Source organism: Pectobacterium sp. F1-1, from assembly GCF_025643735.1.
Classification (GTDB): domain Bacteria; phylum Pseudomonadota; class Gammaproteobacteria; order Enterobacterales; family Enterobacteriaceae; genus Pectobacterium; species Pectobacterium colocasium.
On sequence record NZ_CP104733.1, the window covers coordinates 3892785 to 3919023 of the forward strand.

At 52.6% G+C, this 26239-nt stretch carries 23 protein-coding genes and 2 pseudogenes; 16 read left to right on the forward strand and 9 right to left on the reverse strand.

Annotated elements, in window-relative coordinates; all coding sequences use genetic code 11:
- Complete coding sequence (locus NAL19_RS17460; protein WP_317630328.1) at positions 1 to 543, reverse strand: HAD family hydrolase; 543 nt, start codon at positions 541 to 543, stop codon at positions 1 to 3.
- Positions 544 to 685: 142 nt separating this feature from the next.
- On the reverse strand, positions 686 to 1948 hold the full coding sequence (gene lysA / locus NAL19_RS17465) for a diaminopimelate decarboxylase (RefSeq protein ID WP_263058007.1): 1263 nt from the start codon (positions 1946 to 1948) through the stop codon (positions 686 to 688).
- Between the two features lie 147 nt (positions 1949 to 2095).
- Between lysA and NAL19_RS17470 the strand changes: the two genes are divergently transcribed.
- Positions 2096 to 3019: a LysR family transcriptional regulator gene (locus NAL19_RS17470; protein ID WP_263058008.1), complete on the forward strand. Its 924-nt coding sequence runs from the start codon at positions 2096 to 2098 to the stop codon at positions 3017 to 3019.
- A gap of 25 nt (positions 3020 to 3044) precedes the next feature.
- Here NAL19_RS17470 and NAL19_RS17475 read toward each other — a convergent pair whose 3' ends face one another.
- Positions 3045 to 3965 carry a LysR family transcriptional regulator gene (locus NAL19_RS17475; protein ID WP_263058009.1) on the reverse strand — a complete coding sequence of 307 codons (921 nt, stop codon included), beginning with the start codon at positions 3963 to 3965 and terminating at the stop codon, positions 3045 to 3047.
- Between the two features lie 114 nt (positions 3966 to 4079).
- On the opposite strand from NAL19_RS17475, the gene NAL19_RS17480 reads away from it, so the two are divergent.
- The 6 genes and pseudogenes from NAL19_RS17480 (at position 4080) to pspG (ending at position 10040) form a co-directional block, all read left to right on the forward strand.
- Positions 4080 to 4961 (forward strand): MBL fold metallo-hydrolase, encoded by an 882-nt coding sequence (locus tag NAL19_RS17480; protein ID WP_263058010.1) that lies wholly within the window; start codon positions 4080 to 4082, stop codon positions 4959 to 4961.
- Complete coding sequence (locus tag NAL19_RS17485) at positions 4949 to 5605, forward strand: DsbA family protein (RefSeq protein WP_225085708.1); 657 nt, start codon at positions 4949 to 4951, stop codon at positions 5603 to 5605. Before NAL19_RS17480 ends, NAL19_RS17485 begins: the two co-directional genes overlap by 13 nt.
- 261 nt (positions 5606 to 5866) lie before the next feature.
- A pseudogene (locus tag NAL19_RS17495) lies at positions 5867 to 6112 on the forward strand (integrase core domain-containing protein); the annotation flags it as partial.
- Between the two features lie 397 nt (positions 6113 to 6509).
- The gene (locus tag NAL19_RS17500) at positions 6510 to 8072 is read left to right on the forward strand and encodes a heparin lyase I family protein (protein WP_225085709.1); all 1563 of its coding nucleotides are present in this window, start codon (positions 6510 to 6512) and stop codon (positions 8070 to 8072) included.
- Positions 8073 to 8560: 488 nt separating this feature from the next.
- Entirely contained in the window at positions 8561 to 9583 is a 1023-nt protein-coding gene (gene dusA, locus NAL19_RS17505) for a tRNA dihydrouridine(20/20a) synthase DusA (protein WP_263058011.1), read from the forward strand.
- A gap of 184 nt (positions 9584 to 9767) precedes the next feature.
- The gene (gene pspG / locus NAL19_RS17510) at positions 9768 to 10040 is read left to right on the forward strand and encodes an envelope stress response protein PspG (protein WP_225085712.1); all 273 of its coding nucleotides are present in this window, start codon (positions 9768 to 9770) and stop codon (positions 10038 to 10040) included.
- Positions 10041 to 10436: 396 nt separating this feature from the next.
- Here the strand turns inward: pspG and NAL19_RS17515 are convergent, their stop codons facing one another.
- The gene (locus NAL19_RS17515) at positions 10437 to 11420 is read right to left on the reverse strand and encodes a quinone oxidoreductase (RefSeq protein WP_263058012.1); all 984 of its coding nucleotides are present in this window, start codon (positions 11418 to 11420) and stop codon (positions 10437 to 10439) included.
- Positions 11421 to 11548: 128 nt separating this feature from the next.
- On the opposite strand from NAL19_RS17515, the gene dnaB reads away from it, so the two are divergent.
- Genes dnaB through NAL19_RS17530 form a run of 3 tightly spaced genes read left to right on the forward strand, consistent with a single transcriptional unit; the run spans position 11549 to position 14710 of the window.
- Positions 11549 to 12955 carry a replicative DNA helicase gene (gene dnaB, locus NAL19_RS17520; protein WP_010279223.1) on the forward strand — a complete coding sequence of 469 codons (1407 nt, stop codon included), beginning with the start codon at positions 11549 to 11551 and terminating at the stop codon, positions 12953 to 12955.
- 41 nt (positions 12956 to 12996) lie between these two features.
- Positions 12997 to 14079: an alanine racemase gene (gene alr / locus NAL19_RS17525; protein ID WP_263058013.1), complete on the forward strand. Its 1083-nt coding sequence runs from the start codon at positions 12997 to 12999 to the stop codon at positions 14077 to 14079.
- A complete protein-coding gene (locus tag NAL19_RS17530) occupies positions 14072 to 14710 on the forward strand; it encodes a hypothetical protein (RefSeq protein ID WP_263058014.1) in 639 nt (212 codons plus the stop codon). The genes alr and NAL19_RS17530 overlap by 8 nt, the downstream gene beginning before the upstream one ends.
- Positions 14711 to 14762: 52 nt before the next feature.
- On the opposite strand, the gene NAL19_RS17535 is transcribed toward NAL19_RS17530, so the two are convergent.
- Positions 14763 to 16145: an amino acid permease gene (locus NAL19_RS17535; RefSeq protein WP_263058015.1), complete on the reverse strand. Its 1383-nt coding sequence runs from the start codon at positions 16143 to 16145 to the stop codon at positions 14763 to 14765.
- Positions 16146 to 16509: 364 nt separating this feature from the next.
- On the opposite strand from NAL19_RS17535, the gene NAL19_RS17540 reads away from it, so the two are divergent.
- The 5 genes from NAL19_RS17540 (at position 16510) to NAL19_RS17560 (ending at position 20559) form a co-directional block, all read left to right on the forward strand.
- Positions 16510 to 16989 (forward strand): Lrp/AsnC family transcriptional regulator, encoded by a 480-nt coding sequence (locus tag NAL19_RS17540; RefSeq protein ID WP_180741597.1) that lies wholly within the window; start codon positions 16510 to 16512, stop codon positions 16987 to 16989.
- A 250-nt stretch (positions 16990 to 17239) separates the two neighbouring features.
- Positions 17240 to 17854: a YitT family protein gene (locus NAL19_RS17545; RefSeq protein ID WP_263058016.1), complete on the forward strand. Its 615-nt coding sequence runs from the start codon at positions 17240 to 17242 to the stop codon at positions 17852 to 17854.
- 64 nt (positions 17855 to 17918) lie between these two features.
- Positions 17919 to 19112 (forward strand): aromatic amino acid transaminase, encoded by a 1194-nt coding sequence (locus tag NAL19_RS17550; protein ID WP_263058017.1) that lies wholly within the window; start codon positions 17919 to 17921, stop codon positions 19110 to 19112.
- An 83-nt stretch (positions 19113 to 19195) separates the two neighbouring features.
- Positions 19196 to 19693: a M48 family metallopeptidase gene (locus NAL19_RS17555; RefSeq protein ID WP_263058018.1), complete on the forward strand. Its 498-nt coding sequence runs from the start codon at positions 19196 to 19198 to the stop codon at positions 19691 to 19693.
- A gap of 171 nt (positions 19694 to 19864) precedes the next feature.
- Positions 19865 to 20559, forward strand: a protein-coding gene (locus NAL19_RS17560) for an IS1 family transposase (RefSeq protein ID WP_263058019.1) whose coding sequence is annotated in 2 segments (ribosomal slippage) — positions 19865 to 20111 and positions 20111 to 20559 — 696 coding nt in all. Because the reading frame shifts where the segments join, the coding sequence is not laid out codon by codon here.
- A 421-nt stretch (positions 20560 to 20980) separates the two neighbouring features.
- Here NAL19_RS17560 and NAL19_RS17565 read toward each other — a convergent pair.
- The 4 genes and pseudogenes from NAL19_RS17565 to uvrA form a co-directional block, all read right to left on the reverse strand.
- Positions 20981 to 21381: pseudogene (locus tag NAL19_RS17565) on the reverse strand (type II toxin-antitoxin system VapC family toxin).
- 11 nt (positions 21382 to 21392) lie between these two features.
- Positions 21393 to 21620: a type II toxin-antitoxin system VapB family antitoxin gene (gene vapB, locus NAL19_RS17570; RefSeq protein ID WP_225085721.1), complete on the reverse strand. Its 228-nt coding sequence runs from the start codon at positions 21618 to 21620 to the stop codon at positions 21393 to 21395.
- A 425-nt stretch (positions 21621 to 22045) separates the two neighbouring features.
- Positions 22046 to 22465, reverse strand: a complete 420-nt coding sequence (locus NAL19_RS17575) for a secondary thiamine-phosphate synthase enzyme YjbQ (protein WP_263058020.1) — start codon at positions 22463 to 22465, stop codon at positions 22046 to 22048.
- Positions 22466 to 22481: 16 nt separating this feature from the next.
- On the reverse strand, positions 22482 to 25316 hold the full coding sequence (uvrA, locus tag NAL19_RS17580; RefSeq protein WP_263058021.1) for an excinuclease ABC subunit UvrA: 2835 nt from the start codon (positions 25314 to 25316) through the stop codon (positions 22482 to 22484).
- 252 nt (positions 25317 to 25568) lie between these two features.
- Between uvrA and ssb1 the strand changes: the two genes are divergently transcribed.
- On the forward strand, positions 25569 to 26108 hold the full coding sequence (gene ssb1, locus NAL19_RS17585; RefSeq protein ID WP_263058022.1) for a single-stranded DNA-binding protein SSB1: 540 nt from the start codon (positions 25569 to 25571) through the stop codon (positions 26106 to 26108).
- The last annotated feature ends 131 nt before the right edge of the window (positions 26109 to 26239 follow it).

The following is a 26239-nucleotide window of genomic DNA, read 5'->3' on the forward strand; positions in this document are numbered from 1 at the left end:
TTAGCGGAAATAGGCGCGGTATACCGATGACAGATCCCCGAAAACAAACGGGTGAATAGCGCTCAGCCGTTCGTGCGTCTGATGGCCGTGTGAGACAGAGGCCATCTGCCAGCCACAGGCGTGTGCGACGTCGATGTCATGGTCGGTATCACCGATCATCAGGGCGTCCGTTCCCGGATTGCCCAGTACCGAGTCTAGCTCCAGAGCAATACCCTGCTTGCCTTTAGCCTGAGTATTCGTGAGGCCAAACACATGATCGACCAGGTGATCGATGCCAGCGCTGGCTAGATTGTTCTGCAACGTCTCGTGCTGGCTGGCAGACAGCACGGAGATGCTCACACCGGTACGTCGCAACATACTGATGATATCCACGGCCCCCTGATGGAGAGGACACTGGTTGATTTCGCTATTGAAAATACTCAGATACGTGTGGATCAAATCGTCGAATCGCCCGCTCTCGCAGTCGATCCCGACCGCCTGATAGAACGACTGGATCGGGAACCCGAAATGCTCGCGATATCTCTTTGCATCGAGAGGGGGCAGCGTTTGGACATCGACTGGATGCCATGCAGCTTGCTGGCGCCGTCGCGATTCTGCTGTCTGCCGCCGGAATGACGTTCGGCTGGCACATCAGGTTCAGGGGACAAGCAAATCGCTTTCCCCTGATACCACCGAATAAAAACGATTAAAGCGCTTCCAGCGCCAGCAACTCTTCCAGCGTCTGACGACGGCGAATCAGACGCGGTTCGCCATTTTCAAACAGCACTTCCGGCAGCAGCGGACGGCTGTTGTAGTTAGAGGACATCGATGCGCCATACGCGCCAGTGTCATGGAAGACCAGATAGTCGCCCACCTGTGCATCCGGCAGCGGGAACGTCTCCACACCACCACCCGCCTGCTGGGTAAACACATCACCGGATTCACACAGCGGCCCGGCAATCACGCTATCGCGCAGCGTGGACTGGCTGATATCGCGGCCATCACCCGGCAGCAGAGAAACATGGTGATAGCTGCCGTACATCGCCGGACGCATCAGGTCGTTAAACCCGGCATCAACCAGCACAAAGTGACGGCTTCCCATGGATTTGACCGCCCGCACTTCCGCTACCAACACGCCAGATTCCGCGACCAGAAAACGTCCCGGTTCGATTTCCAGCGTCACCGGATGACCGAGATGCGCGGCAATTTTCTCACGCGCCGCGTTCCACAGTCCGTAATAGTGCTCGGTATCAATCGCTTCTTCGCCGTGGCGATACGGAATGGATAACCCGCCGCCTGCGGAAATCGCCTCAATATCCTGCCCCAGCTCAACAACCTGACGCACCATCGCTTCACACACCTGTTCCAGATGGCCATAATCCACACCGGAACCAATATGCATGTGGATGCCCACCAGCTTCAGCTGATAGCGCTGAATATGCGCCAGCGCCAGCGGCAAATCACCGTACCAGATACCGTGCTTGCTGTTTTCACCGCCGGTGTTAGTTTTCTGGCTGTGACCATGACCAAAGCCCGGATTCACGCGCAGCCATACCGGGTGCCCCGGCGACTGCTGACCCAGTTGTTCCAGCATGTCGACCGAACCAGCGTTCACCGGAATATTCAGTTCGGAAACGCGCTGTAGCGTCGAGCGATCCAGCAGATCGGCAGTAAACACGATCTCATGTGCCTCGGTGCCCGGCACAAAGCCGGCAAGCAGCGCACGTTCAATTTCCCCCAGCGATACCGAATCGACCTTCACGCCCTGCTCACGCATCAGACGCAAAATGTGCGTGTTGGAACACGCTTTTTGCGCGAAGCGGATCGTGTCGAACTGGCGCAGTTGGGCGATACGGTTAACGATGGTCTGCGCGTCATAGGCCCAGACCGGGCAACCAAAGCGGGCAGGCAGTTCACGCAGGCTTTGCGCATTCAGAGCATGGGTTACGTCATTCAGATCGTGAGGCATAAAAAGTTACCGATTTACAGGGTTAAACATGGTTGAGAAACACTATAAAAATCCTCCAATGGGTAAACAAATATCGTTTTAAGCAGACTCTATTCATTTCTGATATGGTTTATCACAACGGTAGTAATAAGAATGAAGGGGAGCGGCATGGCGGCAATATCTTTGCGGCACATCGAGATTTTCCATGCGGTCATGACGACCGGGAATCTGACGGAAGCGGCAACGCTGCTGAACACCTCGCAGCCGACCGTCAGCCGCGAGCTGGCTCGTTTTGAGAAACTGATTCAGATGACGCTGTTCGAGCGGCTGCGCGGCAGGCTTTACCCCACCGCGCAGGGGCTACAGCTGTTTGAAGAAGTGCAGCGTTCCTATTATGGTCTGGATCGCATTATCAACGCCGCCAGCGATATTCGCCGTTTTCAGCAGGCGCAACTTTCCGTTGCCTGTCTGCCCGTGTTCTCACAGTCGCTGCTGCCGGATGTCTGCAAGCCGCTGCTGGCACGCTATCCGCGGCTTAATCTGCACATCATTCCGCAAGAATCGCCGCTGCTGGAAGAGTGGTTGTCCGCCCAGCGCCACGATTTAGGCTTAACGGAAAACAGCCTCACGCCCGCCGGGACAGAGCGGCAAACGCTGATGTTACTCAATGAAGTGTGCGTGCTACCTGCCGGGCACACGCTGGCGAAAAAAGCGGTGCTCACGCCGCAGGATTTTGCCGATGAGCCCTTTATCAGCCTGTCGAGCGCCGATAGCTATCGCCAGTTGCTGGATAAGCTGTTTCAGGAACAGGGCGTATCGCGCCGGATGGTGCTGGAAACCCACAGCGCGGCGTCAGTATGTGCGATGGTGCGGGCAGGCGTCGGGCTGTCTATCGTCAATCCGCTCACCGCATTGGATTATGCCGCCTCCGGCCTGGTCGTGCGGCCTTTCAGCATTGACGTGCCCTTTACCGTTAGCCTGATTCGTCCGCTGCACCGCCCTGCGTCGGCGCTGGTCGATACCGTCATTGAGCAGCTCAGGCAGTACGCTGCCAGCGTGCCTTCACGTCTGGAGCAGGTCTTGCGGCGCTAACGTACCATTTGAGTCGTTAGCCCCATCACTGTGCCGATGGCAGTGCCAGCGCCCGCCAGCGAGGATCGTGCGCAAACCAGTCCACCAGAAAATCCAGCAGGGTGCGCAGCGCGGCAGGCATCTGGCGGCGCGAGGTGTAAATACCATAAATCCCCATCGCCTGTGGCCGGTATTCCGGCAACAGCGCCACCAACTGTCCGCTGGCGAGGTAAGGCGTCACAGAATAACGCGGTTGCAACGCAATCCCCGCGCCTTCCAGCGCGCCTGCCAGCAGCACCAGTGATTCATTGCCGCTCAGGTTGCCGCTGACCGGTATCGTAAACTTTTCATCGCCACGGGAAAAATGCCACAGGCTTTTGCCAAAATAGGTATAGGTCAGGCAGTTGTGAATCGAGAGATCGGTCAGCTGTCGCGGAATACCATGTTCATTCAAATAAGAAGGCGATGCACACAGCATCGACTCACAGCGTGCCAGCGGTCGGGCAATCAGATTAGGATCCAGCTCGTTGGTGATGCGTAGCGCCAGATCGATGCGTTCCTCGACCAGATTCACCGCGCGGTTATTCATTTGCAGATCGATAGCGACCCGAGGATGGTGGCGCAGGAACGTCGTGATCGCCATGCAGAGCGCTCCCTGTGCCAGCGATTGCGAACAGCTAAGGCGCAGCAAGCCACTTAACGTGGCATCGTCGGTCTCGGCCTCGACGCGCATATCCGCCGTCAGCGCCAGCATCTCCCGACAGCGCGCCAGCGTTTTTTCACCGGCATCCGTCAGGCTCAGCTTGCGCGTGGTGCGGTGCAATAGCCGCGCACCTGCCCATGCTTCCATCTCCGCCAGATAGCGCGTCACCATCGCCCGGGACATGTCCAGCGTCTCTGCCGCGGCGATCATGCTGCCGCGATCTATAATAGTCACGAACACTTCGGCTGCCGTAATACGATCCATTTATTAGTCCGTTTTATGCAACAAACAATTGCCTGATTTGCGGTTTTTCGTACGATTAATGCAACATAACATGAACCCACTTTCTGTCATACCTGTTACCTGTGGAATATCACCATGTCTAAATCTATCGCTTTTACCGTATCTTTACTCGCTGCCTCGCTGGGCCTGGCTTCTGCTGCTCACGCCGCTGAGTTAAAAATTGACGTATTTAATCCAGGTGAAGCCAGTGTATTCCCTGTTTCCTCTGAAATTATCAGCGGCGATAAAGAAGTCGTCCTGATCGATGCACAGTTCCAGCGTAACGACGCCCAAACGCTGGTTGATCGCATCAAAGCCACTGGCAAAAAACTGACTACCGTTTATATCAGCCATTCCGATCCTGACTACTATTTCGGTCTGGACGTGATTAAAGCCGCCTTCCCAGACGCGAAAATTATTGCCACTCAAGCCACCATCGACGCGATCAACGCCAGCAAAGACGGCAAAGTGGCGCATTGGGGCCCGGTTCTGAAAGAAAACGCACCGAAAGAGATCGTGGTTCCTCAAGCGCTGGAAGGTGATAGCTTTACCGTTGATGGCAAAAAACTGGAAGTAAAAGGGCTGAAAGGGCCAACGCCAGATCGCACGTTCGTCTGGATCCCTTCGCTGAAAGCCGTTGTCGGCGGTATTCCGGTGTCTGCCAACATCCACGTATGGCTTGCCGATACCCAAACGCCAGAATCTCGCATTCACTGGCGTGACACGCTGAAATCCATTGAAGCGCTGAAGCCAACCACCGTCGTGCCAGGTCACTTTATCGCTCCAACCGATTACACCTTGAAAAATGTGACGTTTACACTGCAATATCTGGATACGGTGGAAAAAGCACTGGCAAAAAGCAAAGATTCTGCCGAACTGATCGCTGCAATGAAAAAACACTACCCTACACTGAAAGAAGAATCGGGTCTTGAATTGAGCGCCAAAGTCCTGAAAGGTGAAATGAAGTGGCCACAGTAAGACTGCATTATATTTACGATCCCTTGTGCGGCTGGTGCTACGGTGCCGCCCCACTCGCACTGGCAGCACAGGAGATTGACGGGTTGGATCTGATCCTCCACGGCGGCGGAATGATGACGGGCAGCAATAGCCGTACCATCACCCCGGAGTGGCATGATTACGTGATTCCCCACGATCACCGCATTGCACAAATGACCGGGCAAACCTTCGGGGAAGCGTATTACGAAGGGCTGCTGCGTGATACCAGCGTCATACTGGATTCCGCGCCGCCGACGGCTGCCGTACTTGCTGCGGAAGCGATGGCTGACAAAGGCATGGAGATGTTGTACCAGATTGAGCAGGCGCACTACGTTTCCGGGCTCAAGATCGCCGATGCTGCCGTGCTGCGTCAGTGCGCGGAAGCAATCGGTCTGGATGGCGAGGCTTTCAGCACCGAGTTCGCCTTTATCCAGGAAGAAACGCTGTCAAAACACATCAGCGCTAGCCGGGAATTACTGGCGAAAGTACGCGGGCAAGGCTTCCCCACGTTTGCACTGGAAGATGCCAACGGGAATTTCCAGCAAATCCCTGCGGCAAACTACCTCGGCCAGGTTGACGCGTGGCGACGCGTGCTGACACAGATGGTCAAACACGCCACCGCATAAGCGTTCTCATCAACCTTCATAGGTAGTCATTCTTTGAATCCTTATCATCGGATTCAAAGAATGACTACTGTGCTCAAAATGAGTAGCGGTACACTGTAAGTATCACACTTAACCGAACCATTCACTTTTAGAGATCTTCAGACATAGTAGTTATGTTCCGTTGGGGAGATAACGATGCGCAAAGCACGATTTATCGAGCACCAGATCACCGCCGTTTTGAAGTCCGCTGAAGCCGAACGTTCCGTGAAACCCATCTGCCGTGAAGCGGGAATAATAATGGACTTCTCGCGCCCCTGAAAGCCTACAGATAACGCCCTGATTGAATCATTTAACGGGAACCTGCGGGATGAATGTCTGAACCTGCACTGATTCATGCCACTGGAAGATGCTCAGGAAAAGAGAAAACACTGGCGACAGGAATATAACCAGTACCGTCCACATTCATCGTTAAATAACCAGACTCCGGCAGAATTTGTCCGAAGTCTGCACATAGCCCCGGATTTCTGATTTATCCGGACGCCGATATTGGAAGAAGATCACAGGGAGTACTCAGGTTTTGCCATAAAAAACTGCACCTTACTCTGTTAGGTATCCAGCATTTGGAGTTGAATCTGCCATCTTCAATGCGCACAGGTATATAACTTTTATTTATATAGGAATAATTACATCAATAAACAACACCAATCTTATTTATACTCGTAATACTTCAAGTTGCATGTACGTTGGCGGCGTTCACTCAACCGAATCACTTACCTGAGTAAGCTCATCGGGATTCCTTCTCTTGCCGCCTTCCTGAAACTAGAATTATGTGGAGTATATGTTGTTGTTTTCAGCGTTCATTAATAACGGGATATTCGTTTTTTAATAAAAAACGTGGGTAAATAAGGATTAAAGGAGAATTAACATGAATAAGGGAAAAGGCCTGCTGGCAGGAATTATTGGAAGTCTTATTATTATGCTGCCGTTTTCATCAGGAATAGCTGAAGAAGAGTTGTCAAATGCTGCGGTATCGGCGGCTAAAACTGCGACAAAAGCAGATTTTTCTTACACCGCAAGCGTACTCACCATCGTATTTGATGGCGGTCTATCTTCTTTTGACCTCGATCGTATTGGTACTTATCAATGGGATTTTGGTGATGGTGTGACATCCACGGAAATGAGGCCACGGCATACTTATGCCAAAGACGGAAACTATACCGTTTCTCTTACGGTGAAGGATATCAATGGCCGTAGCAAAACTCTCAGTAAAAAAATATCTGTCCGTTCAGCCAAGACCGGATTCGAGAATGGCTGGCAATTAGGGAGTGAGCGCTCACATGAGGGCGCGATGCAACCCATGCACATGTGTACAACTCAATCTCCAAATTGGGTCAGTATTGTGGATCTAAAAGATGAAGGAATTAGTACGTCTGATATTGTTGGTACCAAAGCGATTAAAAGCTTTTGGACTGAGACGGGCTATAATTATACGACGCATCCAAGACTGAGACGTGGTGCGGAAGCCTGTGCTGGACCGGATAATGGTACACAAAAAGAGGCGTGGATAGGGTTTATGGTCTATCTGCCTTCGAAAGGCTATCCAATGGATAAACGTGGCGGTATTTTCCAGTTATTTAGTGGTAACGGTAGTTGCACATCGTGGGCAGGGATGTTGACGGTGGTTAACAACAGCCTGATGTTTTCACACCGTACCGGATGTGTGACACCAACTGAACCCATACTCGTTAAGGATATTCCCCGAGATCGCTGGATTCCGGTGATTGTTCATGTAGTGGTATCACGTCAGCAGCAAGGTCAGGTCGAGTTATGGTTTGATGGTGCGCCTAAAAATAAGCCGACCTATAGTGCGAAAAACATCAATTTTGGTTTTGGCGTATGGCGTGATGATGACACCATTGAAGGTCGGATGCATTTTACTTTTGGACAATATGCCTGGGATGACTCTAACTACACACCCAACGAAACTCGGGTCAACTATTTTGACAATATCCATATTGTCAATGAAGGTCGTGACGATGGCTGGGAGAATGTCAATCCACTGACAGCTCATAACCAGTACACTGGTGCACAGGTATGGGCAAATAGGCAGTGGGAAGGCAGCGGTGTTCAGCGAGCATTTGATGGTGATATCAACACCAAGTATGCGGCAAATGAGAGCAATACACCGCTTTACTTGCAATATCGTCTCCCTAAAGGTGAATCATTACAAGCGGTTAGTTATAAAATCAGCAGTACCGACTCATCCACAGACAAACGCTATCCACGAGACTGGACGTTGCTAGGATCGAATGATGGCGTGACTTGGAATACGCTTGACCAACAGATGAAACAGTACTTTGGTAGACGTGCAACCCGTGAATTTCAGGTTGCGATACCGGGGGAATATTCCTACTATCGATTGCGTATTGACGCCAATAACGGCGCTGATGCTACAGAAGTTGGCGATATTGTTTTTCTGGATAAGTAATTAATCAAACAGTTCATCGTCACCCAGAAAATAGGCTGCGTGACGATGTACGACGGCCTGCACCTTATCAGCGTATTCTGTTTTCCCTTGTCGCATGAATGGTTTTTTCCAACACTGCTTTTTGCTTATTAATAGCATGATGACTGATCATGGTTATATACTCGTAATACTTCAAGTTGCATGTACGTTGGTTGCGTTCAGCGTTCACTCCCCCGAATCACTTACCTGAGTAAACTCATCGGGATTCCTTCTCTTGCCGCCTTCCTGCAACTCGAATTCTTTGGGGTATAGAATAAAGTCCTATTGGGATATGCTATTAGCATTAGGCAAGTTGAGGACATGGTCAGACGGGTATAATGAACGAAAGGATCCCACTAACCCAAAGTAAGATAACACTCAGTCACGATGCGCTCCCTATGCTATAGTCGCGCCAGAAAAGGTAACCTCAGACAACACCGCCAGACACACGAAACGATAACTGACAAATCATGACCGACGTAAAATCAGGTACACACCATACGGTATCAGCCGACTCCCGCGCTTCTCGCCTTAACCGCTTCTCCATCGCGCCGATGCTCGACTGGACCGATCGCCATTGTCGTTACTTTCTGCGCCAGTTGACTAGCCAAACATTGATGTATACTGAAATGGTCACGACGGGCGCGATTCTGCATGGCAAAGGCGACTACCTGGCCTACAGCGAGGAAGAACATCCGATAGCGCTACAACTCGGCGGCAGCGATCCGCAAGCACTGGCGCAATGTGCCAAACTGGCAGAGCAGCGCGGCTATGATGAAGTTAACCTGAACGTCGGCTGTCCGTCCGATCGTGTACAGAATGGCCGTTTCGGTGCCTGTCTGATGGGCGAAGCGGCGCTGGTGGCAGACTGCATCAAAGCGATGAAAGACAGTACCTCGATCCCGATTACGGTGAAAACCCGCATCGGGATTGACGATCAAGACAGCTATGAGTTCCTGTGCGATTTTATTCAAACCGTTGCCGAACGCGGCGAGTGCGATACCTTTATCGTCCACGCACGCAAAGCCTGGCTATCAGGCCTTAGCCCGAAAGAAAATCGTGAAATTCCGCCGCTGGATTATCCGCGCGTTTACCAGCTCAAACGCGATTTCCCCGCGCTCACCCTCGCTATCAACGGCGGCGTCAAAACGCAGGAAGAAGCCAAAACGCATTTGCAGCATCTGGACGGGGTGATGATGGGGCGTGAGGCCTACCAGAATCCCGGTATTCTGGCGCAGGTTGACCAAGAACTGTTTGGCATTGATGCCGCCACGCCGGATCTGGCTGGCGTGGTACGTGCCATGTACCCTTATATCGAACGCGAACTCTCAGGTGGTGCAGCATTAGGCCACATCACGCGTCACATGCTCGGCATGTTTCAGGGCATCCCCGGCGCGCGCCAGTGGCGACGCTACCTGAGTGAAAACGCCCACAAACCCGGTGCCGATGCGGCGGTGGTAGAGCGTGCGCTGGCGCTGGTTAATCTGGTTTAAAAAACACTAATAGTTAGTCTTTTTCATCAACATTCGTTCCTTTCTCTTCCCAGCGCCGCTGATAAATCAATCACTTAACAGCGGCACATCTTGGCATAATTCTTGTAATTGCTTGTGTAGCACGCAGAGCTATCTTTTTCTCTTCCCTGCGTCAGATGCGGTTTAACAGCTACAGGAGCGCACCATGTTGGAAATTTTCTTCGTTATTGGCTTTTTTATCATGCTGATGTTGACGGGCGTGTCACTGCTGGGCGTGATTGCAGCACTGTTTGTGGCGTCCCTTTTTATGCTGATTGGCGGGCTGTTTAGTATGGCGATAAAGGTGCTGCCGTGGTTAATTTTAGCCGTTGTGGCGGTGTGGCTGTGGCGCAAATTCAGCGGGCGTCCCGTCTACAATTCGCACCGCTATACCTATCGAAAATACACTTATCGCCAACGCAACGGGAATGAGTGGTAATGCCAGAAAGGGAAAAATCTGGGTTACGCGAAAATGAGTTACGCGCAAAAATGACGGGCAAGACCGTATTTAACAGCGACTTATTTTAGTGCGGCCTGTTTTAATACGGCCTGTTTAGTACAAAAGTGTGCGCCAGCAGATATTTTTTCCCTGATGTGGCTGCTAGGATGACGCCACAGTTTTACGCCTGAGTGTCGTTTAAAAGGTGAAATTAAGCTGGGTAAATAAAATAGGGTGGCAAAAAGCCACACGATTTCATCGTCGTCAGGGCAATAATAGCCGCGCAGCGGCACCTTCGTGACGATCACTACGCTGTACCCTACATACAGTTTGATGAAATTAGCGTAATGGCACAGGCCTCCCGATGGGAGGCCCTCTGCTTTTCAGAAGCGGACATTAGGGAATCAGCAGGCATGACCCTTGTGTGCCACGACTTTCCAGCGCCCGATGCGCCGCTTGCGCCTCCGACAGTGCAAATTTCTGGCTCTGTGGCACGTCCACCGTAATCGCTCCGCTGGCGATCAGTGAAAAAAGTTCATTGCTGGCCTGTTCCAGTTCGGCACGGTTGGTGACGTAACCAAACAGCGACGGACGTGTGACGTACAGCGACCCCTTCTGGTTCAGAATCCCCAGATTAACGCCGGTGACCGGCCCAGACGCATTACCGAAGCTGACCATCAATCCACGGCGACGCAGGCTATCGAGCGAGGCTTCCCAGGTGTCTTTCCCGACCGAGTCATACACGACGTTCACCTTCTGCCCTTCGGTCAGATCCGCAACGCGCTGTGCGATATTCTCGGTGCGGTAATTGATGGTTGCCCAGGCACCCGCCTGTTTTGCCCGCTCCGCTTTCTCATCAGAACCCACCGTTCCGATCAGCTTCGCCCCTAGCGCCTTCGCCCACTGGCAGGCAATCAACCCAACGCCACCCGCCGCCGCATGGAACAGGAAGACTTCATTTGGCTTGATCTCGTACGTCTGGCGCAGCAGATAGTAAACCGTCAGCCCTTTCAGGAAAGAGGCCGCCGCCTGCTCAAAGCTGATGGCGTCCGGCAGCAGCGCAACTTTCTCCGCGACCACGTTATGTACCTCGCTATACGCGCCCAGCCCGGACAGCGCATACACGACGCGATCGCCGACTTTCAGCACGCTCACCCCTGCCCCGACTTTCGTCACGACGCCCGCCGCTTCGGTTCCCAGCCCGGACGGTAAATCCGGCACCGGATACAGACCGCTGCGAATATAGGTATCGATAAAATTAATGCCAATGGCGCGGTTCTCAACCTGAACCTCTCCCGCTGCGGGTTCGGCAGGCGTGAAATCCACATATTGCAGAACCTCTGGGCCACCATAAGCCCGGAACTGAACGCGTTTTGCCATGTTATCTCCTTAATCGTGACAGGTTCATCGTTTCATCATTATAGGTATCCGATTGTGTTATTTCGGACGTGTGGCATATACAATGCCCCCTAATCCAATGGCAAATCAACCGGTAAAGAACCCGTTTCATGGCAGAGAAAAGACCCACCAATAAATCGAATGAACCCCGTGACCGCCAGATGGAAGGTCTGAAACTTCCGCCACATTCGCTGGAAGCGGAGCAATCGGTATTGGGTGGCCTGATGCTCGACAATGAACGCTGGGACAATGTCGCCGAACGTGTTGTCGCGAACGACTTCTATAACCGCGCTCATCGTCTGATTTTCACTGAGATGCAGCGCCTGCTCGAAATGAGCAAACCGATCGACCTGATTACGCTGTCCGAATCGCTTGAGCTGCAAGGTTCACTGGAATCCGCCGGTGGCTTCGCCTATCTGGCCGAGTTGGCAAAAAATACTCCGAGCGCTGCTAACATCGGCGCCTATGCCGACATCGTACGCGAGCGCGCTGTAGTGCGTGAAATGATCTCCGTCGCCAATGAGATCGCCGATGCGGGTTACGATCCACAAGGTCGCAGCAGTGAAGATCTGCTCGATCTGGCGGAATCCCGCGTCTTCCAGATTGCCGAAAACCGCGCCAGCAAAGATGAAGGCCCGAAGAGCATTGACCGTATTCTGGAAGATACCGTTTCCCGAATCGAACAGCTGTATCAGCGCCCGCACGACGGCGTAACCGGCGTGTCTACCGGCTATCAGGATCTGGATAAAAAGACCGCGGGCTTGCAGAAATCTGACCTAATCATCGTCGCCGCGCGCCCCTCGATGGGGAAAACCACCTTCGCGATGAACCTGTGTGAAAACGCCGCGATGATGCAGGACAAACCCGTGCTGATCTTCAGTCTGGAGATGCCCGGCGAACAGATCATGATGCGTATGCTAGCGTCGCTGTCCCGCGTGGATCAGACCCGCATTCGTACCGGTCAGTTGGACGATGAAGACTGGGCGCGTATTTCCAGCACCATGGGGATCCTGCTGGAAAAACGCAACATGTACATCGATGACTCCTCCGGCCTGACGCCAACCGAAGTGCGTTCCCGCGCCCGTCGCGTGTTCCGTGAACATGACGGCCTGAGCCTGATCATGATCGACTACCTGCAATTGATGCGCGTGCCGTCGTTGTCCGACAACCGTACGCTGGAAATTGCGGAAATCTCCCGCTCGCTCAAAGCGCTGGCAAAAGAATTGCAGGTTCCGGTTGTCGCCCTGTCGCAGCTTAACCGTAGTCTGGAACAGCGCGCCGATAAGCGCCCGGTTAACTCGGATCTGCGTGAATCCGGCTCTATCGAGCAGGATGCCGACCTGATTATGTTTATCTATCGTGATGAGGTTTATCACGAAAACAGCGATCTGAAAGGCATCGCTGAAATCATTCTGGGGAAACAGCGTAACGGTCCGATTGGTTCCGTGCGTTTGACCTTTAACGGGCAGTGGTCGCGCTTTGATAACTATGCCGGCCCACAATATGACGATGAATAACGCAGCGCTCAGCAATGACAACACTGCACTAAGGAACAAGAATGAAAACGGCAACAGCCGTCATTAACCGGCGTGCTTTGCGCCACAACCTGCAACGTATCCGCCAGCTCGCGCCTGGCAGCCAGGTCGTTGCCATCGTGAAAGCCAACGCCTACGGCCACGGCATGATCGAAGCGGCCCATACCTTTTGCGACGCGGACTGCTACGGCGTCGCACGCCTCTCCGAAGCGCTGGCACTGCGCGCCGCGGGCATCACCAAGCCTATCGTCCTGCTGGAAGGCTTCTTCTCCGCTGACGACCTTCCGCTTCTGGTCGAGCACCAGCTAGAAACCGCCGTTCACAGCCCCGAACAGCTTGCCGCGCTGGAGCAGGCCACGCTGCCGCAACCGCTACGCGTGTGGATGAAGCTCGATACCGGCATGCACCGGCTTGGCGTTCTGCCGGAACACGCCGACGCGTTTTGGCAGCGCCTAAGCACATGTCGCAATGTGGTTCAGCCCGTCAATATCATGAGTCACTTTAGCCGCGCCGATGAGCCCGAAGCCGGCACCACCGAACGCCAGTTAGCGTGCTTCGATGCCTTTACACAGGATAAGCCCGGCGCGCAGTCCATCGCGGCTTCCGGCGGCATTCTGCTGTGGCCTCAGTCGCATCGCGATCGCGTCCGCCCCGGCATTATTCTCTATGGCGTGTCGCCGCTGGATAACGAAGACGCCGCGCATTTCGGCTTCCAGCCTGCGATGACCTTTACCTCTCACCTGCTCGCCGTGCGTGAACACCACGCGGGTGAAGCGGTCGGTTACGGCGGCACCTGGACCAGCCCACGCAATACCCGCCTGGGTGTGGTCGCCGTCGGCTACGGCGATGGCTACCCGCGCTGCGCGCCAGCCGGCACGCCCGTACTCATCAACGGCCGTGAAGTGCCGCTTTCCGGTCGCGTGTCGATGGATATGATCACGGTGGATTTAGGGCCCGATGCGCAGGATAAGGTCGGCGATGCGGTTATCCTTTGGGGGCCGACGCTACCGGTTGAACGCATTGCCGCGCACACCGGTGCCAGCGCCTACGAACTGATCACGCGCTTAACACAGCGCACCGTATTGGAATACGTCGACGGTGAGTAAAAACGGACTGACTGGTTTTTATCGGCAGGCTCACAGCCTGCCGGCTTTCAGAGAGGTTATCTACTATGCGGCAAGCTGGCTTGCCGTATCCGCGATTCTGGCGCTGTTTGCCTTCATTAATTTCTCAACCCTGAAACCGACGGATGTCGGTGGCACGCTGTTTGGCGGCATGTTTAGCGCGATGTTCGATCTGATTTACTGGTCTTGCGCGGCATCGGGATTCTGCTTTCTGGCGCTCTTTCGGCTCTCGGGATGGCGTGTTGCCTGGATACTCGCAGGGCTGGTGCAAATCGGCATCAGCGCCCTGTGGCGGGTTCAATATTGGCAGGAGTATGAAAACGACAATCTGATACTTTCACCCATGCCCGGCGAACTGTATGTTTCCATGCTGGTGGGCGCAGGTATGGCCGCTATCGGCATCGTGAAATATCGGCATGCCCGGCGCAACCCGGTCGCCCCGCATCCAACCTACGCTAAAGCGGTCGCCGCGCTGATGCTCATCGCGCTGTATCTGGCGCTTCCGTTGCATCTCTACCTACGTGCCCCCCTTCCCTACTGCGCCTTTAGTCCTGACGGGCAGCAGTTAAGTGTCTGTCTGGGAGAAGAGGATGAACGGATCATTGTAAAATAAGTTATGCCCAATACTGGCCGTCACGCCGGTTAATATTGGGCACCATGCACGATTAATTCACATTAGCAGTCAATGTTGCCGAATTACTCTTCTTCTTTTTCACAACGTAGCTCACGCCTAACGCCAATAGCCAAAAAGGGATCAACAACACCGAAATCTGGATACCCGGCGTCATCGCCATAATGACCAGAATCCCCGCCAGAAAAAGCAGGCAAATGACGTTCGTCACGGGGTAACCCAGACTTTTAAAGCGCGTTTCCTGCCGTGCTTGCTTTTTCGCAGCGCGGAACTTCAGGTGAGTAATGCAAATCATCGCCCAGTTGATAACCAGAGCAGATACCACCAACGCCATCAGCAGCTCAAAGGCTTTACCCGGCATCAGGTAGTTGATGAGCACACATCCTGCCGTCGCTAAAGCGGAGACGCCAAGCGCCGCCAGCGGGATACCGCGCTGATTGACCTTCAACAGCGCACGTGGAGCGTTTCCTTGCTTAGCCAACCCAAACAACATGCGACTATTGCAGTACACACAGCTGTTATAAACCGATAACGCAGCAGACAGCACCACCAGATTCAGCACGGTCGCGACAACGTTGCTATCCAAAGCATGAAAAATCATGACAAATGGGCTACCGCCTTCAACCACTTTCCCCCACGGGTACAGTGATAACAGCACCGCCAGCGCGCCAACATAAAAGAGAAGAATGCGGTAAATAACCTGATTCGTCGCCCGCGGAATGCTGTTTTGCGGATCGTCCGCCTCAGCCGCGGTGATCCCCACCAGTTCCAGCCCGCCGAAAGAGAACATGATCACTGCCATCGCCATCACCATGCCACTCACACCGTTCGGGAAAAAGCCGCCGTGTTGCCACAGATTCGCGACGCTAGCGTCTGGGCCACCCGCGCCGCTGAACAGCAAATAGCATCCAAAAGCGATCATCCCCATGATCGCCGCCACCTTTATGATCGAAAACCAGAATTCCATTTCGCCATATACCTTAACGCTGGTCAGGTTGATCGCATTGATCAGCAAGAAGAATATTCCCGCAGAAACCCAGGTTGGTACATCCGGCCACCAATATTGGATATAAATCCCGACGGCCGTTAATTCAGCCATACTTACCAGGACATACAGCACCCAATAGTTCCAGCCGGACATAAATCCGGCAAAACTCCCCCAGTACTTATAGGCAAAGTGGCTAAATGAGCCAGCAACCGGCTCCTCTACAACCATCTCACCCAGTTGCCGCATGATAAAAAATGCAATGACGCCCGCAATCGCATAACCCAGTAGTACCGATGGCCCAGCCATTTTGATCGTCTGCGCGATCCCTAAAAATAGCCCGGTTCCGACTGCGCCCCCCAGTGCTATCAGTTGAATATGACGATTCTTCAGACCTCTTTTCAACTGCCCTTCTGCCTGTTCTGTATCCATGATTTTCCCCGTCAGCAATAAAATTCGAACCGAGAGGGTTTAGCAACTATCAGGCCAGATAACCGTCCTTAGTCTGTAGACAGACTCACTATTGCTAGTAACACAATGAAAATTTTCATAATTTATTCATGACAACAATTTCACACATCGCGCATTTAACCCAAAAAACACCCACACTTAGTGCAAATAAAAGACACAAATGCACGAAATTAAATCATTCATCCCTCTTCGATGCATGAACATGACCTATCATGGTGCACACGGATGAAAAGGTGCCTTGCTACGATAAAAAACTCATAGGCAACGCGCCCTAAAAAACTGGTAGTCTGTTTGGCTCACTGCCTGACACTGTTTAGGGAACGCGATGTACACCATTGATGATTTCGATCTGAAAATCCTGACGCTGCTACAAACTAACGGCCGCCTGACCAATCAGGAACTCAGCGAGCTGGTCGGGCTGTCCGCCTCACAATGCTCCCGCCGCCGCATCGCACTGGAACAGGCGCAGTTGATTCTCGGCTATCATGCCCGCCTGTCGCCGAACGCGGTCGGACTGGAGTGTCTGGGATTAATTGAAGTGCGGTTGATCAACCACACCAGCGAATACGTTGAGCGCTTTCACCAAATGCTGGGAGAGGTGGACGCCATTATCGACGCGTATAAAACTACGGGCGATGCCGATTATCTGTTAAAAGTCGCCGTGGCGGATCTGCCTGGGCTCAGCACGCTGATTAGCCAGATTCTGTCGCAGAACAAGAGCGTCGCGCACCTGAAAACCTCTGTGGTATTAAACCGCCTCAAAGAAAACGGTTTAATGATGCCGGAACTGCCTGCGTTGCCCTGAATTAGGGCAACCGCCTCTATTTGGTGCAGAAAATGAATGATTCACGCAAAAAAATCAAATTAAATGCACGAATCAACCAAATAAAGAATAAAACTCGCATGAATCACGCATTATTTTCATTCATATAATTCAATACGTTGCTCTTATCAGTGACGATATTACATACAGACCCACCGCTAATTTTCACTATCTGGTGCGATTCTTGCTTTGGTAAGCACATGTTTTTACGACAGTCTATTGAGTGCTCACCATGGATAACGTTATTCCCACACAAAAAATATCACACACGCTGCTGGAAGATATTCTGGCAATACTATTCGGCACGCTGCTGGTGTCATTTGGCGTCATTCTGCTACGTCAGGCAGGTGCGCTCACTGGCGGCACCGCAGGCATGGCTTTCCTTATCCACTATCTGACCAACGTCTCCTTTGGCATCGCCTTTTTCCTGCTGAACCTGCCTTTTTATTATCTGGCTTTACGCCGCATGGGGTGGGCATTCACGGTGAAAACGTTCTGCGCCGTCGGGCTGGTTTCTCTGTTTTCCGACCTGCACCCGATGTTCGTTCATTTCGATCAGCTCAACCCGTTCTACGCCACGCTGTTTGGCAATATCATCACCGGAATCGGCTTCGTGGTGCTGTTTCGTCATAAGGCCAGCCTCGGCGGTGTGAATATTCTGGCGCTCTATCTTCAGGACAAATACGGCCTACGGGCAGGAAAACTCCAGATGGGCGTTGACGTTGTGATTGTGCTGACTTCCCTGTTCGTGGTAAGCATACCGATGTTGATTGCTTCGATTCTGGGGGCAACCATTCTGAACCTGATTATCGCGATGAATCATCGCCCCGGCCGTTACGCGGCCTGATTGTCCCCCACCGTCGTCGGGGTTGCGGTACCCATAAAAATGACACACTCAGGAGAGCTATACTGTGTTTCAAAACGTTGATACCTATGCCGGAGATCCTATCCTGTCTCTGATGGAAAAATTCAAACAGGATCCAAGAGCAGATAAGATCAATTTGAGTATCGGGCTCTACTACAACGAGCAGAATATTATCCCGCAACTGCGCTCCGTCAGCGCGGCAGAAAGTAGCCTGAAACAGCCAGCTCAGAGCGCAAGCTCTTATCTGCCGATGGAAGGGTTACAGCCTTACCGTACTGCGATCCAACACCTGCTATTTGGCGAAAACCACGCGGCGCTGGAAGCGGGTCGCATCGCCACCATCCAAACGTTGGGCGGTTCCGGTGCGCTGAAAGTGGGTGCGGATTTCCTGAAACGTTACTTCCCGGATTCAGAAGTATGGGTCAGCGATCCAACATGGGAAAACCATATTGCGATTTTTGAGGGCGCGGGCTTTAACGTTCACACCTACCCGTATTTCGATGGCGAAAGCCTGGGCGTGAAATTTGACGCCATGCTTGCCACGCTGCAAACGCTGCCAGCGCGCAGCGTCGTACTGCTGCACCCGTGCTGCCACAACCCAACGGGGTCAGACCTCACCACCGAGCAGTGGGATCGCGTCATTGAGGTCATCATCCAGCGTGAGCTGATCCCGTTTATGGACATCGCCTATCAAGGCTTTGGCCTCGGGATCGAACAGGATGCCTATGCGATTCGCGCCGTTGCCAGCGCGGGCGTTCCGGCACTCATCGCCAACTCGTTCTCCAAGATTTTCTCACTGTATAGCGAGCGCGTCGGCGGCCTTTCCGTGGTGTGTGACGATGCCGACAGCGCACAGCGTGTGCTGGGTCAGTTAAAAGCGACCGTCCGCCGCAACTACTCTTCCCCACCGAATTTCGGCGCACAGGTCGTTTCTAAAGTTCTGAATGACGTGCAGTTGAACGCTGACTGGAAAGCAGAAGTCGAAGAGATGCGTACACGTATTCTGAGCATGCGTCAGGAACTGGTTTCAGCATTGAAAAATGCGCTGCCGAACCGCAACTTTGACTACCTGCTCACTCAGCGCGGCATGTTCAGCTATACCGGTTTCAGCGCGGAGCAGGTTGATCGTCTGCGTGAAGAATTCGGCGTCTACCTGATCGCCAGCGGCCGTATGTGTATGGCGGGACTGAACCACAGCAACGTCCAACGCGTCGCTGCGGCCTTCGCCGCGATTCAGTAAATCGTAAAATGACAACGCCACGGGGTTAACCGACTCACCGTTGTGAACTCGCTTAACTCAGTGGCTTGTGTGATAAAAATTTCATGACCCAACTACGCTACCTGAACGGTTACCCTCCGGCGATTGTTGCCCAAGTTCAAATGCTCCTCGATCAAGGCAAACTTGGCCCCTGGCTGGAAAAAAGATACCCTGACCGCCATCCGATCCAGAGTGACAAGTCGCTCTATCAGTTTGTCGCCGAGCTGAAACAGCGCTATCTGAAAAACGCCCCCGCAATATCAAAGGTACTCTACGACAACAAACAGAATCCGATAAAAGGAACGCTGGGAACCAATACGTTTGTGGCGCGCGTACAGGGCGGAAAATTAAAATCCAATAACGAAATCCGAATAGCGACGCTATTTCGTGATGGGCCGGAAGATTTCCTGCGGATGATCGTGATACACGAACTCGCCCACCTCAAAGAAAAAGACCACAACAAAGCCTTTTATCAACTTTGTTGCCACATGGATCCTGATTATCACCAGTTGGAATTTGATATGCGACTCTGGCTCAACTGGCGAGAAATAAGTGCGGGTTAGGATCTACGTTCCCTGCAAAAGGGAAGGCGGGTTAGTCAGAAAAACAGAATAAATGTGATTTTATTTTAATACGTTGATTTTTATTATTTCATATCGCGTAAAAATAACGCTGAGGTGGTGGTGCCTCTAATTAGTTGAATTGATATATAATGACCGCTTTGAGGTTTGCTCATGGCCAGCGTTAATGTTCATTGTCCTCGCTGTCAGTCTGTTCAGGTTTACCGTCATGGACAGAACCCTAAAGGTCGTGACCGGTTTCGCTGTCGTGACTGTCACCGCGTGTTTCTGCTCACCTATACCTATGAAGCGCGTAAGCCCGGTGTCAAACAACAAATTACCGAAATGGCATTCAACGGCGCCGGCGTTCGTGATACAGCCAGAACACTGAAAATCGGTATTAACACCGTCATTCGCACGTTAAAAAACTCGCGCCGAAGCGAATAACTTCCTCTCCGGTCGCTCATGCCGATGTAGCACTTATCTGTGAGCTTGATGAGCAATGGAGCTTTGTCGGCAATAAAGCCCGGCAGCATTGGCTCTGGTATGCATACAACACCAAAACAGGTGGCGTTCTGGCTTACACGTTTGGACCGCGCACGGATAACACCTGCCGTGAACTTCTGGCTCTGCTGACGCCGTTTAACATCGGTATGATAACCAGCGATGACTGGGGCAGTTATGCCAGAGAACTCCCGAAAGATAAGCATCTGACAGGAAAAATCTTCACTCAGCGTATTGAGCGTAACAACCTGACACTGAGGACACGTATTAAACGTCTGGCCCGTAAAACAATCTGCTTCTCGCGTTCGATAGAATTGCATGAAAAAGTCATCGGGGCATTCATTGAAAAACACATGTTCTACTAATTGGGCGCATTACCGGAAAAATGATGATTTTTAAATGGGAATAATGCCCAACTCGCAATTTTTTCATTCCCTCAAAAAGAAACTAATTACTTAAAAAATTTACGAAATAAGGCCATCAATATGCGTTATTTAAAGCCTAAATGGATTGAGCACTTGGCGCAGCGCTACCTCGATAATAGCCAGACAGCAGCGTTTAAGATCGTGGATAAACTACCTGTGCGGCAGTGAACGCGTATCGAAATCTAACGCGGCGCCGATGTCTTTTCTAAGCTGCCTATTCGACAGTGAACATCTTTGAGTGATTCCGCTGCGGTGTATGCCTTTTCTAAGCTGCCTGTCCGGTAGCTTAGAAATCCGTATTCATTCTATAAATTGATGCTTGGAGGTTCACTGCCGTACAGGCAGATATCGCGGTCAGCAACTATTTAACCCAATCTTCCAACGTTAGCCCTGTACTCGCTCAAACTCTCTCAGATTATTGGTAACCAATATGGCCTTAGCGCTGATGGCATGACCGGCGATGGCCGCATCATTTGGGCCAATGGGTGTACCAACCGCGGCTAACGCAATTTTGATTTTCGTCGTCGCGTCTACCGCGGCGCTATCCCAAGGTAACACCGCATCGAGCCGACGACAGAAAGCATCAACCAGTTGCATATGGCGTGGCGAAGCTTTTTTGCCAACCGCACCAAAGCGCATTTCGGCGTAAGTGATGGCAGAGACCACAATTCGATCACGTCGTAACGTGCACTGCTGCAACTTATCAATCACTGCCGCCGGGTGTTCACGCATAATAAAGGAACAGATATTGGTATCCAGCATGAACAAGCGGCTCACAGCTTGAATCTCCCCTCTTCAATCACATCCTGACGTTCTGTCATAAAGTCAGCGTCAGCGCGCTCTTCTTGCAAAAATGAATGCCAATTGGGCTTCACTGGACGCAGCATGATGGTATCCCCCTCACGCACGATCTCCAGTTCGTTGACGCCCTCAAAATCCATATCACGCGGCAAGCGAATAGCACGGTTGTTACCGTTTTTAAAAACCGAAACAATACGCATGATGCATCTCCTCTTTACAGGGAATTCAGCCAGTTACTTACCATTTAATAGTGCTGGCTAAAACATAAGCTCAGTATAGATATTAATCATGTAATTGTATATCCATAGCCTATGCAGATACCCAGCATAGGTCTATCGACGAAAAATAAAATCTTTGCCAGACATTTATGACCCTTTTTACGTATCGTAATAACTCATTGATTTTTAATTTCTATTATCAACCATAATAAAAAAGGGTTTTTCGGGGGAAATGGTTTATTTTCTTTTAAAATTAGGTAACTACCGTAAAATATGAACGGTTCACTGCCGCATAGGCAGCTTAGAAATGAGCCGCCAAAAGCAGATTACGTGCCTGTACGTTCACTGCCGCACAGGCAGTTCGGTATTTATCGGGATGCGTCGCTGGTACGACGCATGTCGTTGGACTATTCCCCGTTGAGTGTGACAACCAGCGAGCGGCTGCCGCCGTGGTTGCGGTGCTCGCACAGGTAGATGCCCTGCCAGGTGCCAATGTTCAGGCGTCCATTGGTTACGGGGATTATCAGGCTGTTTCCTAACAGGCTGCCCTTCAGGTGCGCCGGCATGTCGTCGCTCCCTTCATACGTATGGCGGTAGTACGGTTCATCCTCCGGCACTAAGCGATTAAAGAAGCTTTCGAAATCCTGCCGTACCGTGGAGTCCGCATTCTCGTTAATCGTTAGCGCCGCCGAGGTGTGCTTGATGAACACCTGCATCAGCCCGACGTTTATCTGGCGCAGTGCAGTGACCTGCGCCAGTATCTCGTCAGTCACCAGATGGAAACCTCTGGCTTTCGGTTTCAGGCGGATTTCATATTGCATCCACATCGCCATCTCCCTGCTATCAGGCTTCACGTGCCAGAATCGGTCGCAGGAAGCGTGCGGTATGAGACTTCTCGCACTCTGCCACCGTCTCCGGCGTGCCAGAAACCAGAATTTCGCCACCGCCGCTGCCGCCTTCCGGCCCCAAATCGACAATCCAGTCTGCCGTCTTAATTACATCCAGATTGTGTTCAATCACCACGATGGTATTGCCCTGATCGCGCAACTGATGCAGAACGGTAAGAAGCTGCTGAATATCGGCAAAGTGCAAGCCGGTCGTGGGTTCGTCAAGAATATACAACGTCTGCCCGGTTCCGCGTTTTGACAGCTCGCGAGACAGTTTCACACGCTGCGCTTCCCCGCCGGACAGTGTGGTGGCCGACTGGCCAAGACGAATGTAGGACAGGCCAACGTCAATCAGCGTTTGCAGCTTCCGCGCCAGTGCCGGAATGGCATCAAAGAACTCTCGCGCTTCTTCGATAGTCATATCCAGCACTTCATGAATGCCTTTGCCTTTATATTGAATTTCCAGCGTTTCGCGGTTATAGCGCTTGCCTTTGCACTGGTCGCACGGCACATAAACATCCGGCAGGAAGTGCATTTCGACCTTAATTACGCCATCGCCCTGGCAGGCTTCACAGCGCCCACCGCGCACGTTAAAGCTGAAACGGCCAGGGTTATAGCCGCGGGTACGCGCTTCCGGCACGCCGGCAAACAGCTCACGAATTGGCGTGAAAATACCGGTATAGGTTGCCGGGTTGGAACGCGGTGTGCGGCCAATCGGGCTTTGATCGATATCGATCACCTTATCGAAATGCTCCAGCCCCTGAATCTCACGGTGAGCGGCAGGCTCTGCCAGCGTCGCGCCGTTCAACTGACGCTGCGCCAGTGGGAACAAGGTATCGTTGATCAGGGTCGATTTGCCCGATCCCGACACACCGGTGATACAGGTAAACAGCCCAACTGGCAGCGTCAGCGTGACGTCTTTCAGGTTGTTGCCTTTCGCGCCAATCAGTTTCAGCACTTTGGTCGGATCCGCAGGTACGCGCTGTTTCGGGATGTCGATCTTGCGTTTGCCGCTGAGGAACTGCCCCGTCAACGAATCCGGCACCGCCATAATCTCTTCCATCGTGCCTTCTGCAACAATCTGTCCACCGTGCACGCCTGCACCGGGACCGATATCAATCACATGGTCAGCGGCGCGAATCGCGTCTTCATCATGTTCCACCACAATGACGGTATTGCCCAGATTACGCAGATGAATCAGGGTTTCCAGCAGGCGCTCGTTGTCGCGCTGATGCAGGCCGATAGAGGGTTCATCCAGCACGTACATGACACCAACCAACCCGGCACCGATCTGGCTTGCCAAACGAATACGCTGCGCCTCACCGCCGGACAGCGTTTCCGCCGAGCGGGAAAGCGACAAATAGTTCAGCCCGACGTTCACCAGAAACTTGAGCCGATCGCCAATCTCTTTCAGCACTTTCTCGGCTATTTGGGCACGCTGCCCGCTGAGCTTCATATTCTGGAAGAACGTCATCGCATGGCCGATGCTCATATCGGAAATCTGCGGCAGCGTCGTCTGCTCAACGAACACGTTACGCGCCTCTTCACGCAGGCGCGTCCCGCCGCAGCTGGCGCAGGAACGGTTGCTGATGAATTTCGCCAGCTCTTCGCGCACCGCCGTGGATTCCGTTTCTTTATAGCGGCGCTCCATATTGTGTAGCACGCCTTCGAACGGATGGCGGCGTATCGAGGTATCACCGCGATCGTTGATATATTTGAATTCGACGTTCTCTTTACCGGAGCCGTACAGAATGACTTTCTGGACTGAGGCGCTTAGGCTTTCAAACGGAGCATCGACGTCAAATTTGTAGTGCTCCGCCAGTGAGCGCAGCATCTGAAAATAATAGAAGTTGCGGCGATCCCAGCCGCGAATCGCGCCGCCAGCCAGCGACAGCTCCGCGTTTTGCACCACGCGAGCCGGATCGAAGAATTGCTGCACGCCCAGACCATCACAGCTCGGGCACGCACCCGCCGGATTGTTGAACGAGAACATGCGCGGTTCCAGCTCGTGCATGCTGTAGCCACACACCGGGCAGGCAAAGTTCGCCGAGAACAACAGTTCAGGCTGGGTAGGGTCGTCCATATCCGCCACCACCACGCTACCACCAGAGAGATCCAGCGCGGTTTCGAATGACTCTGCCAGCCGCTGCGCCAAATCGTCGCGCACTTTAAACCGATCGACGACAACTTCAATGGTGTGCTTTTTCTGTAATTCCAGCTTCGGCGGATCGGACAGATCGCACACTTCGCCGTCGATACGGGCGCGGATATAGCCCTGTGAAGCCAGGTTTTCCAGCGTTTTACTGTGTTCGCCTTTGCGATCTTTCACAATCGGCGCCAGCAGCATCAGGCGTTTGCCTTCCGGCTGCGCCAGCACGTTGTCTACCATCTGGCTGACCGTTTGCGCGTCCAACGGCACATCGTGCTCCGGACAGCGAGGCTCACCCACGCGTGCAAACAGCAGACGCAGGTAGTCATGAATTTCGGTAATCGTCCCGACCGTAGAACGCGGGTTATGCGAGGTGGATTTCTGTTCGATAGAGATGGCGGGCGACAGCCCTTCGATATGATCGACGTCCGGTTTTTCCATCAACGACAGGAACTGACGGGCGTAAGCGGAGAGGGATTCCACATAGCGCCGCTGCCCTTCGGCGTACAGCGTGTCAAACGCCAGCGATGACTTACCCGAACCCGACAAGCCGGTGATTACGATCAGCTTGTCACGGGGGATTATCAGGTTGATATTCTTGAGATTATGGGTACGAGCACCACGAACTTCGATCTTATCCATTCACACACTTCCCGGAATAAAAACGGTTTGTCATCGCCTCTCGAACGGAGAGAACCGGTACGAAACGAGCAATTATGGCACAAAAAAAACTGAATGGATATCCAGTATTAAACCCGTTTACCTTGCAAACGCTGCAAATCTTACTTTCATTTCGGAAGCCATTTCGCAGGTATGACATAGAGTTTTCCACATGGTAAGATTGATCGTTTAGACTTAGAAAATAAATCTACCGATTCATCAGGAGACACGAGCATGGCCAGCAGAGGCGTTAATAAAGTGATTCTTGTCGGGAATCTGGGTCAAGACCCGGAAGTCCGCTATATGCCGAATGGCGGTGCAGTTGCCAACATCACGCTGGCGACGTCGGAAAGCTGGCGTGACAAGCAAACCGGTGAGCAGAAAGAGAAGACCGAGTGGCACCGTGTGGTTCTGTTCGGCAAACTGGCAGAAGTCGCAGGCGAATACCTGCGCAAAGGCTCTCAGGTTTACATCGAAGGCGCACTGCAAACCCGTAAATGGTCCGATCAGGCTGGCGTAGAGCGCTACACCACCGAAGTCGTCGTTAATGTCGGCGGCACCATGCAGATGTTAGGTGGACGCCAGGGCGGCGGCGCACCAGCAGGCGGTGGCAATGCAGGTGGCGGCCAAGGCGGTTGGGGTCAACCTCAGCAGCCGCAGGGTGGCAACCAGTTCAGCGGCGGCGCGCAGTCTCAGCAACGCCCAGCGCAAAATAGCACGCCAGCACAAAGCAACGAACCACCAATGGATTTCGACGACGACATTCCGTTCTAAAAAATGCCTCTTTGAGGTTGGCAATCCAGAACCATCAAACCCTGCTTCGGCAGGGTTTTTACTCACCACGGCTAAGCCAGTTTCTCCAGCCACACTGATTTTGACCACATCCCCATTAAGCATGTCATAAC